This window comes from Rothia sp. 32237D007AR (assembly GCF_053544675.1).
Window position 1 is genome coordinate 125440 of sequence record NZ_JBPPUO010000001.1, and the last position, 13819, is coordinate 139258.

Genomic DNA, 13819 nt, shown 5'->3' on the forward strand with positions numbered 1-13819 from the left:
CTTTTATTACATATTTTTGAATACTATAGTAATCTCTGATATATATCTCCTATACTAGTTCGCTCAAATCCATCCAACGAATTTCTAATTCATCAATCTCTTCTTGCAAATTTTTTTTCTGGTTAACTAGTTCTGTTAATCCTTCATAGTCGGAAGGGTCATGAGTTACCATTTTCTCTTCCAGCTTGGCCTTCTGGTCAGCTAACTTGGTGAGCTTGCGGTCAATCTGGTTGATTTCCTTTTGTGCTGCCCGCACCTCAGCCCCGCTGGCTTTGGGTGAGGAGCTGCTGCTAGCGTCCTGCTTACCAAGCGGAGAAGAATCAAGGGCCTTGGTTGACGGGGCCGTAGCGGCAGAAGCTGAAAGCTGCAGGTACTCATCAATACCACCGGGCAGGTGCCTAAAGGTTCCGTCAATGAGCGCATATTGCTGGTCGGTGACACGTTCCATCAGGTAACGGTCGTGGGAAACCACTAGTAGCGTGCCGGGCCAGGTATCGAGAAGATCCTCCATCGCAGCCAGCATGTCGGTGTCCAGGTCGTTGGAGGGTTCGTCCAGAATAAGTACGTTGGGCTCATCGAGAAGAATGAGGAGGAGCTGAAGGCGGCGTTTCTGCCCACCGGAGAGGTCTTTGACCGGGGTGGAAAGCTGGGCTGAGGTAAAGCCTAGACGCTCCAGAAGCTGGCCGGGAGTCATCTCCTTGCCGCCGGCTACATAAGAGGTGCGTTTACGCCCGATAACATCTGAAACCCGGTCATTCTCAACTTCCCGCAGTTCATCGAGCTGCTGGGTCAGAGTAGCAACCTTCACAGTCTTACCGTGCTTTACACGACCACGACTAGGTTCCACTGACCCAGTGACCAGGCCAAGCAGGGTTGATTTCCCGGCCCCGTTCACGCCCATGATGCCAGTACGCTCACCCGGGGCAATGCGCCAGGTAACCTTCTTGAGAACGTCCTTGGTTGCACCTGGCTTGCTGGCATCGGGGTAGCTGACATCGACGTCCTCAATATCTACGACGTCCTTACCCAGGCGAGACACAGCCATCTGCGATAGCTCCACCTTGTTACGCACCGGGGGCACACCGGCAATCAGAGCATTAGCAGCATCGATACGGAACTTGGGTTTGGATGTGCGGGCAGGGGCTCCGCGGCGCAGCCAGGCTAGTTCTTTGCGCATGAGGTTTTGGCGTTTAGCTTCGCTGGCTGCCGCCTGGCGGTCACGCTCAACACGCTGCAAAATATAGGCGGCATACCCGCCCTCAAAGGGCTCAACGATACCGTCGTGCACTTCCCAGGTGCCGGTGCAAATTTCGTCCAGGAACCAGCGGTCGTGGGTGACAGTGAGCAGGCCACCGGCGTTTTTTGACCAGCGGTTTTTGAGGTGATTCGCTAACCAGGTAATAGCTTCAACGTCCAGGTGGTTGGTGGGCTCATCGAGCATGAGGACGTCCCAGTCACCTGCCAGCAGAGAGGCAAGGGCAACACGGCGGCGCTGGCCACCAGACAGAGAAGTAACAGGAGCGTTCCAGTCAAGATCTGAAACCAGGCCCGAAATGACATCACGAATTTTTGAGTCTGAAGCCCACTCATATTCGGGTGTATCACCCACGATAGCCTGGCCTACGGTCAGGGAGTCATCGAGTACATCGGCCTGGTCAAGGAAGCCAATACGGGTGCCTGACCGCACCGTAACCTTGCCTGAATCTGGTTCAAGGCGTCCGCCGAGAAGGGACAGGAGGGTCGATTTGCCATCGCCGTTACGGCCTACGATGCCGATACGGTCGCCCTCATTCAGGCCAACAGTGATGCCCTCAAAGATAGTTCGGGTAGGGAATTCAATATGCAGGTCTTCGCCGCCAAGTAGATGTGCCACGCTAACTATCCTAGCGGAGAAGAGAAGATGAGACTTCTATGGTTAAGTGATTGTATACTACTAGTCCAGGAAACTGACCAAAAACCGGTCACCCCAGCACGACAAACAACTACCAAGAATACGAGTTAATTATGCATTATGCGCACCCTATAAATAGATTCAAGCGATCTATCGCTCGCCTCAGCTATTATTGGTGGACAGTCCCTAATCGAAAAAAAATAGGAATAATAAAGACATTCTGGTGGGACCAGGCGCCTAATTTTGGAGACCTTTTAACAGAATATATTTTACCTCATTATGGAATTGCACCTGTTCTGGTTGCAGCTGAGAAGGCAAATCTTGTCTGTGTTGGGTCAGTGCTTAATATGGTGAGTGATAATTTTAGTGGATATATTTTGGGGTCAGGCGTTATGCACCCCGACCGGAATCTGGATTTAAAACAGGCAAGAATTTATGCCTTACGAGGAAAGCTGTCTAAGGAAAAGCTGAAAGTAGAAGAGAGCATCACATTAGGTGACCCTGGGCTTCTTATGAGTAGAGTCTTGCCGCTCGATAAAGTTGAACCAACAGATAAAATTGGCTTTATACCTCATTTTACTCATCAAGATAAAGATTGCATTAGAAAACTTTGGAAGCAGCTTGAGCATACCGCTATATATATCGATGTTAGAAACGCCCCCTCTAAAGTGGCTGAAGAAATTAAAAAATGCAGGGTTATATTCTCAACGTCCCTGCACGGGGTGATATTGGCAGATTCTTACGGGATTCCAGTGGTCTGGTCGATGCCCCCGGAGGGGTTACCTGGTGGTGACTTCAAGTTTAGGGACTACGAGTCCGTAGTGCTTGATGATTCCTTGTCTCGTAGAATCGATATATCTGAAATTCGCACCCCGAACGATATATACAATAAGGCGACGAGGGCGTCGCGAGATAAAATCAATCAGTCAATAAATGGACTGGAGAAATCAATCAGCAAGTTTGGTTGTGAAATTGAAAGTATGATGTTTTATCGGGTTGTCTTTGCTCAGCTAAGAGGCCCTGTGGCTACCTTGATAAATTCCATCCCTTTGGCGAAAAATATCAGCAGATTTTTGAATCGTTAATTTAAATATTTAGCATTTTATGCTAAAGGGAGGGCAGAGCGATGACGTTTAATGTAGGTCTTTTATTGGGTGGGGGGCAAGAGCGAATACTTAAAAAGGAAGCTTCTGGTGAGCTTATGCATAAGAAAATATTGTTTGTCTGTACGGGCAATATTGCCCGTAGCGCGTCTGCGCAATACATTGCTGAGCAACTCTCCCCACCCGAGTCTTCCTGGGTTTTTGATAGTGCAGGAACAGGTGCTGTCGTGGGCTCGGGGGTTGCTCCTCATATCGACACAGAGTTAGAGGCTCGGGGTGTCGAATTTCATCATCACCGTGCCAAACAAATTACGGGGGATCTTCTGGCAGAGTCAGCATTGGTGCTGGTGATGGAAAAGGAGCACCTTAACTGGATTGTGCGGGAGTGGCCTCAGCATCGCCCCAAAGTGCACCTCTTGAAGCAGATGGCTCGAGTGAAAGACAGCGCTGGGCGCCGGGTTGACCCTGTGGCCTTTATGCATCAGCTAGACGAGGCCCCATCGGGTAAAGACCAGCTCGCGGACCCTTACCGTCAGGGGCCTGAGGCTGCTCGTATTGCGGTAGAAGAAGTTGAATCAGCTCTCACCAAAATTATCCCTTGGCTGGGAATATAAGAGCCCCCAGGGAGACTTCTGGCGACACTCGGCCCCTCTGCGTTTCGTTCTGCGCGCAAGTCTTGGTAGTATCGTTTTTTGTTCCCGCCTTTCTCTGTAGTGGCGAGGGAACAGTAATCCGCCATGGTGTAATTGGCAACACAGCGGCCTTTGGAGCCGTTATTCAAGGTTCGAGTCCTTGTGGCGGAGCTCAACACCCCTTATATTGCAAGCTATCGGGGGAATCACTCGCTCAAGGAGTACCAACTCGTGACTGCTACCGCTTCAGGTCCGTCCGCTGTTATTGTTCTAGCTGCCGGAGCTGGAACCCGCATGAAATCCGCTACTCCTAAAGTAATGCACCCCATCGGGGGCCGTTCTATGGTCGAACATGCCGTCGCTGTTGCCCGTGAGCTTAACCCCACAAACCTTGCCGTTGTAGTGCGCCACCAGCGCGATAAAGTCGCTACCCACGTCACTGCGTTTGACGATCAGGTCACTATCGTAGATCAGGACGACATCCCCGGTACCGGCCGAGCAGTAGAAGTTGGTCTGCTGGGTCTGGACGCTGAATCGGGAGAAATTGAAGGCACCGTTGTAGTGACCTACGGTGACGTTCCCCTCCTAAAGACTGAGACCCTGCGCAAACTCATTGCCTTCCACGAAGAAGGCAAGAACGCCGTTACCGTGCTCACCACTCACATTGATGAGCCTGGCTCTTACGGCCGCATTGTGCGTAACGAGAACGGCGAAGTTACCGCTATCGTAGAAGCCAAGGACGCAAGCCCTGAGCAGCTTGCTATTACCGAAATTAACTCCGGTATCTATGCCTTTGACGCTCGCGTCTTGCGTGACTCGCTCACCCGCGTCACCACCAACAACGCCCAGGGTGAAAAGTACATCACTGATGTGCTCTCTATCGCCCGCGAGGACGGCCACCGCACCAGTGCTCTAGACATTGAGGACCGCTGGGAGGTAGAAGGCGCTAACGACCGTGTGCAGTTAGCTCAGCTAGGCCGCAAGCTCAACGATCGCATTACTCACGCCCATATGGTCGCTGGCGTAACAATCGTTGACCCTGAAAGCACCTGGATTGACGTTACTGTAACGATTGAAAATGATGTCACGATTCTGCCTGGTACCCACCTGCGCGGAACCACCCATATTGCTACCGGTTCAACTATCGGCCCCGATACTAGCTTGACCAACGTCAAGGTGGGGGAGGGTGCGACCATTTCCCGCACTGAAGGTTCTGATTCAGAAATCTCTGACGGCGCCACCGTCGGCCCCTTTGCCTACCTACGCCCCGGAACCAAACTCGGCTCCAAGGGTAAAATTGGCACCTTCGTTGAAACCAAGAACGCTGAGATTGGTGCTGGCTCAAAGCTACCGCACCTCTCCTACGCCGGCGATGTAACTATTGGTGAAAACTCCAATATTGGTGCAGCCTCAGTCTTTGTTAACTACGATGGTGTTAGTAAGCACCGTTCTACCGTAGGGAGCAATGTTCGCATGGGATCAGACAACATGTATGTTGCACCTGTGCACATTGGTGACGGAGCATATTCTGGAGCTGGTACCGTCATCCGCAAGGACGTCCCCGCGGGCGCCCTCGCATATAACGAAGCCCCTCAGCGCAACATTGAACGCTGGGTCATTGAAAAGCGAGCCGGTACCGCAGCCGCAGAAGCAGCTCAGGCTGCCCTCGCGGCCGATTCAACCGACTCTGTTAAGGAAAGCGAATAGCAGTAATGACTGAGATTACGAATCCAGGCGAAAAGAAGATGGCGTTGGTCTCAGGCCGCGCCCACCCCGAACTCGCTGAACAAATTGCAGCGGAACTAGGGAACGAAGTTCTTCCTTCCTCTGCCTACACCTTCGCCAACGGTGAGACCTACGTACGGTTCAACGACTCGGTACGAGGCAAAGACGCATTCGTTATCCAGTCACACCCGGCACCTATCAACGATGCTGTGATGGAACAGCTGATTATGATTGACTCACTCAAGCGTGCATCAGCCCGTTCAATTACCGTGGTTTCTCCCTTCTACCCCTACGCCCGTCAGGACAAGAAGCACAAGGGCCGCGAACCTATCTCAGCCCGTCTAATTTCTGATCTTTACAAGACCGCTGGTGCTGACCGCCTCATGAGCGTTGATTTGCACACCGCTCAGATTCAGGGCTTTTTCGACGGCCCAGTTGACCACCTGATGGCTATTCCTCTGCTGGCAGATCACGTAGCAAGTAAGGTAGATACCAATAACGTCACCGTTGTCTCCCCCGATACTGGCCGTGTGCGCGTAGCAGAGCAGTGGGCTGAGCTTCTGGGTGGTGCCCCCCTTGCCTTCGTCCACAAGACTCGCGATGTTAACGTACCCAACCAGGCTGTTTCTAAGACTGTTGTCGGTGACATCGAGGGCCGCACCTGCGTGCTGATTGATGACATGATTGACACCGGTGGCACTATTGCCGGGGCTGTCCGTGTGCTCAAGGAGAACGGCGCTAAGGACGTCATCATCGCAGCAACCCACGCTGTCTTCTCTGACCCCGCTGCCGAGCGTCTGGCTAACTGCGGTGCTAGCGAAGTTGTTGTCACCAACACTCTGCCCCTGAAGCCTGAACAGACTTTTGAGAACCTAACTGTACTATCGATTGCACCCCTGCTAGCACGTGCTATCAAGGAAGTATTCGATGACGGTTCAGTCACTAGCTTGTTTGATGGGCGAGCTAACTAACATCGCTAATATCACTGAAAGATAGCTCCTCGCCGTATGGCTTGGAGCTATCTTTAGATGTAGCGTTTAGAGAGTAATATGCTGATTTATTATGTAATGGGGTTGGATTCCGATGATTAAGTATGTGATAGCGCTAGATGGGTCACAACGAATCGATGGTTTTTGTAAACAACCATATGCACAGGATTTTCATATATGGCAAGCTTATAACGGATATGAGAACCCAATACCTGAGTTTGTTAATCTGGCTGGGCTTGAAAAATGTCTGAGGCGTAAACCAAGTTTAGGTGAGATAGGTTGCTCTATTAGCCACTACCTTGTCTGTAAAAATTTTGTGGAGAATCACAAAGATGAGGATTTTCTATTAGTTGCTGAGGATGATGCGAGATTTCACCCTAAAACTCCGCTGATTATTAATAGATCTATAAAAATCACTGACTGGAAGCGGACAGGGATTATTGTTTTTTCAGGGTCGGGTCTTGAGCATGGTATACGAAAATTTACAGCACCTGAACAGGGTATGGCAGCTATGTCGGTGAAATCGCTCCCAGTAGGCTGGGCTGGAAGGTATCCTTTCATTTTAGGTAAATTTGATGGTAATGCTCTGGGGGCAGGCCTTTACCTCATCTCTAGAACAGCAGCGGAAAAACTCGTTGACTATGTTGAAAGGGAATCTAGACTCTCATGGCCTTCAGACCACTACCATGTTTGGGTTAAACCATTAGACATTGGGATAAAAATTGTTCGGCCTGGTCTCTGTTCTTGGGAAGGCGAATCGACTATTGGGGGACAAGATCATGATTGGTCAAGCGGCGTAGGTCTTCCGGAAAAAGAAGACGAACCGTTCTATAAGACCTTTTATCGTGAGCTATTTCTTAAAGAAAGATTTCGAAGATTCATGCGATCATTGAAGGTCTAAATATTTAAATACAAAATTAGGGGTTATGTTGGAAAAAATTCACATTCTCTTTCCTGGTAAATCATTTTATTTATTAATATTAAACTGCATTCTATTATTTATAGTGTCGCTGCTTGATTTGCTAGGTGTGGCTACTATTCTGCCTATTATTCAGGTAGCGGCAGGTGCTGACTATTCTTCAGGGTATTTGGGGGTGATTTATGATTTACTTGGGCAACCTGATAGAAAAACTTTGATGATTACCTTGAGTTGCGTATTAGTCCTTGCATTTATTTTTAAAGGAATTTTTTCTTTAGCTATTAAATGGTGGAGTGGAGGGTTTTTATCGAAACGTCAAACGGCTACTTCAGTATCGATGCTTAAAGCCTATGTCGATGAACCCTATATTCAGCATCGTAAGCGAACTACGGCTGAAATATTGCAGATTACAGGTTCTGCTGTGGGGGCAGTCTACAACGGCTATGTGGGGAGTGTGCTTACTATTATAGGGGAGGGTTTATCTATAATTCTGTTACTTCTCCTCTTGGCTATTGTTACCCCCCTAGAGTCGCTCGTTGCTTTTCTTTACTTCGGAATAACAGCATTTCTTATACAAGGTTTCCTTAAGAAAAAAAACTATAATGCTGGTGGTGTGGTGTGGTGGAAAGATCTTCAAGCTTCAGAAGCCACCCTCAATGCTATTGATGGATATCGTGAAAATATAATTCATGGTATCAAAGATAGGGTAGTTTATAACTATCAAACAACGAAAATGGAGGCGGTGTATGCTGGGCGACTCAAAACCTTCTATTTCGACCTTCCAAAATATATTCTTGAAATAGTTTTTATTCTTGGAATAACTATTATTATAGGAATTATGTTGGCCTATAGAGGCTTGGACAATATTGCATATATGGCTGTTTTTGTAGGGGCTTGTATTCGAATTCTTCCTAATTTTGTTAGAGTAATATCAACTGTTGGTGCGTTGAGGGCTTCCCTCCCCTTTCTTGAGAAATTCGAAAAAGCTGTAGAAGAAACGGGAATGCGTTCATTTCAATTTATTGATGATGACCCTGACATCGGAGCATTCAAAGAGGTCTCAGAATCGCTGGAATCAATAACTGTTAGAATCGAAGATTTAAGCTTCCGGTATCCTGATGGTGAAAAAAATGTCCTTAACAATATTAATTTCACTGTTCCTAACGGCACCTCTGTGGCTTTCGTTGGCGGGTCTGGATCGGGTAAAACTACTCTCATTGATATCATCTTAGGGCTGTTGGAACCTACAACAGGTAGAGTTACTGTAAATGATGCAGATATTCAGAGTAATTTGGAAAAATGGCATCAGAATGTGGGGTATGTGCCTCAAGACGTCTTTCTTTCTGGCAAGTCTATTAGAGAAGAAATCGCTTATGGGCTCAAAGCCGAAGAAATTGATGACCCACGTGTTTGGGAATGTATAAGGTTAGCTGAACTGACTGATATGGTTAAATCAATGGAATGCGGCATTTACACTGAGATTGGTCAAAATGGTACTCGTTTATCGGGCGGTCAGCGTCAACGGATTGGCCTAGCTCGAGCTTTCTACCGTAATCCGAGTGTGCTCATTCTTGATGAAGCAACTTCTGCCCTGGATAATGAAACTGAACATAAAATTACTCAGGCAATTAATAGATTGACTGAAGGGCGGACAGTTTTTATTGTTGCTCACCGTCTATCGACTGTAAGAAACGTCGACCAGCTACTTTATCTATCTAATGGTTATATCGTCTCGCAAGGAACATTTTCTGAAGTAAGACGAGATAACGCAGAGTTTGCTCGTTTGGTAGACCTCGGTCAGCTACCGGAATAAGAAATAATCGAATGCAATGACAAAAACAGTGGATACTTCAATTATTATTCCGTGCCATAACTCTGGAAGAACTCTCTCGATACAACTCGAGAGTCTCTATAAGCAAGATAAATATCAACCTTTTGAAGTTTTAGTTGTAGATAATCGTTCAACTGATTGTACACGAGAAGTTGCCCAATCCTGGCAAAGGCGACTTAATCTTCGAATTATTGATGCAAAACAGCATCAAGGCGTATCATATGCGCGTAACAGAGGAATAGCCGAGGCTAAAGGAAGTAAATTAATATTTCTTGATGCCGATGACGCTACTTTACCTGAGTATATTGGATATTGCCAGAGGTCCTTAGATGAGTATCCTGTATATATAAGTGGTTTTGACCCTGTTGATGACAATGAATTTATTTATGGGCTATCTCATGTTCTAGATAAAGTAAGTCATAAGAGCTTAATCTACCGTTCCCCTTTGCCTAGTGAGCAAGACCCAAATTGGCCAATTCTACCTGGTTGTAGTTTCGGAGCTCTGAAATCAGTCATGGAAGAAGTTAGAGGTTTTGATATCACTATGGAACCTGGGGCTGAGGACAATGATCTAGCTTTTCGACTAATGGCCGCTGGCTACGAATTAAGGGTTCAGCGTAGCACGACTATTGCTTATCGGACTAATAATCGTCAGCGTCCCTTTATCGTCTATTATAAACGCGCAAAAAGCGTCGCTCTGTTGTCGAAACGCTATGGTAAGTGGAGTGTAGATACATTAGGTGAGAAATCCCCAATAGTAGGATTATCGAAGACCCTTGCTGCAGGTATAAAGATTCTCATAACAAATCCTAGAGAAATCAAACAATGGATACCACGACTAGCTTTGAAAATAGGTATTTTAAATGGATGGGTTCTATATTATTTGCTGGGAAGAGCCCCTGCTCCGAAGCTTGGGGTGGGGCTTTTGTCTCCTGGGAAATAAGATTATTTAATATTTAAACTTCCTTCACCTTGTAAAGAAATAATTTTTTTGATTTTCATAAAGAAATCTTCTCGTGAAAAGAGTTCTATGCTAAAAATATCAATAATTATCCCCCACTATGGGGACTCTCAAGATACGTTAATTCTTATTAACTCTTTACAAAGTCAGGTATCTGCTACATCTTGTGAAATAATTGTTTCCGATGATTGCTCCCCGATTCCTTTTCCTGAAGTTGAAGGTGTAAATCTTGTCCAGCGTGCGGAAAATGGGGGATTCGGTGCAAACGTCAATAGCGGTGTTGAAACAGCTTCAGGAGAATGGCTTCTCATTCTTAACAGCGATCTCAGCTTGCCGGATAACTTCATTGAAGAGATGTTGCGAGCAGCTCAAGAAGAAGGCCCGTCTCTTCTCGCTCCTCAAATCATTGGACATAACGGTGAGTCTCAATGGGTTGGCCGAGACTTTCCCCTAACCCGACACCATGTGTGGGAATGGTTTACCCCAGCAGCCCGTTTACGCTCCACGAAATTTTGGCATTGGATGGTCGGGCATGATTTAGCTTGTACCACCGGAAACCGCGCAGAACCCGACTGGCTCATGGGTGCTTGTATGATGCTCCGCAAAGAAGATTTCGATGCGGTAGGTGGCATGGACGAGCGTTTCTTCATGAACAGTGAAGAAGTCGATTTACAACGTCGCCTGGCAGCCCATGGCATTAAACGAGTATTCCGCGGCGATATAGTAGTAGAACATGTTGGAGGCGGCTCCTCAGGAGCCTCCACTCAACGTCGGCAGTGGGTGCTCAACTCTCGTTTTATCTATAATGCTAAATGGAACGAAGGAAAGCACTTAGCTACGTGGCTAAAAGCCACTACCGTAGTCAATTTCCTATATAACTCACTTCGCTCTTTGCGCAATAACGGTGTGCGGCCCACATCAACCTTGCGTGAAGAACTGGCCTACATCAAGAAAGCAGAAAGTAAACGATAAATGGCAGAGAAACTTCTCATTATTAGCCCTGCTTTCCACGGTTACTGCTACTCCATCGCAGATGGCTTCAAACAACTAGGCTACGAGGCAGTAGTGCATCGCTACGATGCCTTCGATACCGTCAAAGACAAGCTACGCAACAAAGCTCTCTACGAGCTCCCCTCAAAAGTAGGCTTCGATGGGCAGAAAGCAGCCCAAAAAGCAGCTACAGTCAAAGCCCTGCAAGTTCTTCATGAGATCAACCCCGATAAGCTCATTGTTATTAAGGCTGATACCTTAGGAGATAACTTCTGGCAGGCCGTCACCGCTCGTAAGATCCCCTACATTCTCTGGTTATACGACGATCTTGAACGTCATCGCTATGACCGTGACTTCCTCCGTAGCCTACCTACGGTTGTCAGCTATGCGCGGTCTGAGGCAGAAGAGCTTGCTGCAGATGGAATTAATGCCCATTTCGTTCCTAACGCTTATGACCCTAAACTTGCTCAGTTCCCTGCACACCGTAGAAATGAAATTGTCTTTGTAGGTTCCCGCTACAAAAATCGTGAAATCATGATGGTTGAGCTTGCAGAAGCAGGAGTCCCTGTTCGAGCCTACGGCCGGGAATGGTCTCACCACATCTTCGACCGTTTACGAACCTGGGAAATCAAGCGCCCAAATATCCCCTCAGAACGAGACATCACTTTAGCGGAAGCCTATGAAGTACAGGCATCTGCAGCCGCAGCCCTTAACATCCATGGTCTACAGGCTGGGTTAGCTATGCGTACTTTCGAAGTGCCAGGAATGAACGGCCTGCAGCTCATCGATCGCCCTGATGTTGAAGAATTCTATGATGTAGGAAGCGAAGTGCTGGTTTACAAAAGCACTGATGAGCTTATCGACCTTTGCCAACGCATTATCGCTGACCCCACCTGGAGCGATACAATCCGTGCTGCTGGTCTTAAACGCAGTCAAGCTGAGCATACCTTCTTCCACCGTGCACAGAAAATGGATACCCTATGGGGCTAAAGTACGCAGAAGACATCACCGCATGGAGTCGCTGGCAGGCCAATGCTCACCCCCTACGTCGTGGTAAAGTCATGGCTCAACACGCAGTGAACTACCTGAAAAATAGGGGAAATGAACCCGCGGATAACGACGTAACAGTGGGGTATCTTCATACTTGTGAGTGCTTAGCAGACATTTTATTTGTCTTAGATTCGACTACTCCCACCGCTGTTAGTTCTCTTGTCCAACCGGCAGCATATCTTCGTCAGAAGAACTATGCGCTGTGGGCTCCTGAAGATATCACTCATCTCCTTCCTGATGCAGATTGGCAGGTCCGTCAGGTTTCTGGTGAAGAACTTGCACAATACGTCCCTTCCACCGGGCAGGTGGTAGCACTTGGTCACTATATGGAGTATGGTCGGGCAGCCTATCAGTTCTCTCAGAAGCAGGGAGCCCAGTTCGTTACGGTTCAGCATGGTCTCCATACCCCCTATGCGCCCCCGCTAGCCCATGGCACTCATCTTTTGGCTTTTAGTCAGGCTGATGCTGAGTTTTGGATTTCGGGCCGTAGTGATGTTACCTATGACGTGGTGGGTTCACAGTTGTTCTGGGAGGCAGCTCAGAAGCCAAAGGTGGAACTACCCGAATCAGAACAGCAACCCATCTTTCTAGGGCAGATGCACGGGGCTGAGCTATCACGTCGCTCCTACGCTCGTGCAGGGTTCCAGTTTTGTCAGCAAACGGGGGCACGTTACAGACCTCACCCTAATGAAAAAGACAAACTATCTGTACTAACCCATGCTCTATGGGAGAAAATGGGAATAGATATTGACCGTGGTGGGGAGCCCCTTAACACGCTCACTAACCCCGTGGTATCTATTTTTTCCACGGGTGTTCTTGAAGCAGCGATAAGGGGAGTCCCTGCTTGGGTCTACCACCCTAACCCTCCTGCTTGGGTTCAGGAATTCTGGGAGCGTTACGGTCTGCACCAATGGGGAGACGCTCCCACACCAGCACCTGCTGTGCCCGCTGTGCCCCCCGCACAAGCTATCGCAGCTTACTTAGAGGAGAAACTACAGTAGATGCGCGTTTTATGCGTTATACCCGTTCGCGGCGGGTCTAAGGGAATCCCCCGAAAGAATCTCAAGCCGATAGCTGGCAAGCCCCTGGTTGCCTGGACTGTCGAACAGGCTCTTGCCGCAAAGGCTGAGCTAGAAGGCGAGCACCTAGTTGATGTGCTGGTCTCTACTGATGATGCTGAGTTAGCTGATATTGCGCGTGACTACGGCGCTGAGGTTCCTTTCATGCGCCCTGCACATCTGGCAGAAGATACTACTGCTACTGAGCCGGTGATTGAGCATGCTATCGAGTTTTATACTGCCGCGGGCAAGCGTCCGGACGCTGTGATGCTCCTGCAGGCGACGTCCCCCGTCCGCCTACCTGGTACCCTCACTCGCGCTATCCGCCAGTTCGCTGCCTCTGATTCAGATTCCATGGTGGGCGTTATCCCCATTGGCCCTTTTATCTGGGCAGCCACAGAGCCTCCTACAGCCCAGTATGAGGTTATAGCCCGCCCCCGCCGCCAGGAGCTAACGCGTGAAACCTACCGCTACCGTGAAAACGGCTCCATGTACCTCACCAAAACCGAGCTCTACGAAACTCTCCACAACCGCTTAGGCGGCGCCATTGAGCTTTTCATGCTCGATGAGGTCGAAGGCGTAGATATTGACGCCATGATTGACTTTGCTGTTGCTGAGCACCAGCTTCAGGCAACTCTTACCCCCGCAGAGAACGAAGAAGGCTAAAACC

11 protein-coding genes, 1 tRNA gene and 1 pseudogene are annotated in these 13819 nt (G+C 48.5%); 12 read left to right on the forward strand and 1 reads right to left on the reverse strand.

Going from position 1 to position 13819, the window contains the following annotated elements; genetic code table 11:
• Positions 1-49: 49 nt before the first annotated feature.
• Complete coding sequence (locus ACED87_RS00630) at positions 50-1873, reverse strand: ABC-F family ATP-binding cassette domain-containing protein (RefSeq protein WP_449089416.1); 1824 nt, start codon at positions 1871-1873, stop codon at positions 50-52.
• A 119-nt stretch (positions 1874-1992) separates the two neighbouring features.
• Here ACED87_RS00630 and ACED87_RS00635 point away from each other — a divergent pair.
• The 12 genes and pseudogenes from ACED87_RS00635 to ACED87_RS00690 form a co-directional block, all read left to right on the forward strand.
• Positions 1993-2976 (forward strand): annotated as a pseudogene (locus tag ACED87_RS00635) (polysaccharide pyruvyl transferase family protein); the annotation flags it as partial.
• Between the two features lie 116 nt (positions 2977-3092).
• Positions 3093-3608: an arsenate reductase/protein-tyrosine-phosphatase family protein gene (locus tag ACED87_RS00640; RefSeq protein WP_449089417.1), complete on the forward strand. Its 516-nt coding sequence runs from the start codon at positions 3093-3095 to the stop codon at positions 3606-3608.
• A 117-nt stretch (positions 3609-3725) separates the two neighbouring features.
• A tRNA-Gln gene (locus ACED87_RS00645) sits at positions 3726-3797 on the forward strand.
• Positions 3798-3857: 60 nt separating this feature from the next.
• Positions 3858-5333, forward strand: a complete 1476-nt coding sequence (gene glmU, locus ACED87_RS00650; protein ID WP_449089418.1) for a bifunctional UDP-N-acetylglucosamine diphosphorylase/glucosamine-1-phosphate N-acetyltransferase GlmU — start codon at positions 3858-3860, stop codon at positions 5331-5333.
• A gap of 5 nt (positions 5334-5338) precedes the next feature.
• The gene (locus ACED87_RS00655) at positions 5339-6322 is read left to right on the forward strand and encodes a ribose-phosphate diphosphokinase (RefSeq protein WP_449089419.1); all 984 of its coding nucleotides are present in this window, start codon (positions 5339-5341) and stop codon (positions 6320-6322) included.
• Between the two features lie 112 nt (positions 6323-6434).
• Complete coding sequence (locus ACED87_RS00660; RefSeq protein ID WP_449089420.1) at positions 6435-7241, forward strand: glycosyltransferase family 25 protein; 807 nt, start codon at positions 6435-6437, stop codon at positions 7239-7241.
• A gap of 25 nt (positions 7242-7266) precedes the next feature.
• Entirely contained in the window at positions 7267-9072 is a 1806-nt protein-coding gene (locus ACED87_RS00665; protein WP_449089421.1) for an ABC transporter ATP-binding protein, read from the forward strand.
• A 28-nt stretch (positions 9073-9100) separates the two neighbouring features.
• On the forward strand, positions 9101-10033 hold the full coding sequence (locus tag ACED87_RS00670) for a glycosyltransferase family 2 protein (protein ID WP_449089422.1): 933 nt from the start codon (positions 9101-9103) through the stop codon (positions 10031-10033).
• 48 nt (positions 10034-10081) lie between these two features.
• On the forward strand, positions 10082-11023 hold the full coding sequence (locus ACED87_RS00675) for a glycosyltransferase family 2 protein (RefSeq protein ID WP_449089423.1): 942 nt from the start codon (positions 10082-10084) through the stop codon (positions 11021-11023).
• A complete protein-coding gene (locus ACED87_RS00680; protein ID WP_449089424.1) occupies positions 11024-12031 on the forward strand; it encodes a CgeB family protein in 1008 nt (335 codons plus the stop codon).
• Positions 12022-13092 (forward strand): RNA-binding protein, encoded by a 1071-nt coding sequence (locus ACED87_RS00685; protein ID WP_449089425.1) that lies wholly within the window; start codon positions 12022-12024, stop codon positions 13090-13092. The genes ACED87_RS00680 and ACED87_RS00685 overlap by 10 nt, the downstream gene beginning before the upstream one ends.
• Positions 13093-13815: an acylneuraminate cytidylyltransferase family protein gene (locus tag ACED87_RS00690; RefSeq protein WP_449089426.1), complete on the forward strand. Its 723-nt coding sequence runs from the start codon at positions 13093-13095 to the stop codon at positions 13813-13815.
• Positions 13816-13819 lie beyond the last annotated feature (4 nt).

Excerpts from the sequence above, each read along its gene's own strand:
- ACED87_RS00640 (WP_449089417.1), top strand. The coding sequence starts at position 3,093 with ATGCATAAGAAAATATTGTTTGTCTGTACGGGCAATATTGCCCGTAGC.
- ACED87_RS00655 (WP_449089419.1), top strand. The coding sequence starts at position 5,339 with ATGACTGAGATTACGAATCCAGGCGAAAAGAAGATGGCGTTGGTCTCA.
- ACED87_RS00660 (WP_449089420.1), top strand. The coding sequence starts at position 6,435 with ATGATTAAGTATGTGATAGCGCTAGATGGGTCACAACGAATCGATGGT.
- ACED87_RS00665 (WP_449089421.1), top strand. The coding sequence starts at position 7,267 with ATGTTGGAAAAAATTCACATTCTCTTTCCTGGTAAATCATTTTATTTA.
- ACED87_RS00680 (WP_449089424.1), top strand. The coding sequence starts at position 11,024 with ATGGCAGAGAAACTTCTCATTATTAGCCCTGCTTTCCACGGTTACTGC.
- ACED87_RS00685 (WP_449089425.1), top strand. The coding sequence starts at position 12,022 with ATGGGGCTAAAGTACGCAGAAGACATCACCGCATGGAGTCGCTGGCAG.
- ACED87_RS00690 (WP_449089426.1), top strand. The coding sequence starts at position 13,093 with ATGCGCGTTTTATGCGTTATACCCGTTCGCGGCGGGTCTAAGGGAATC.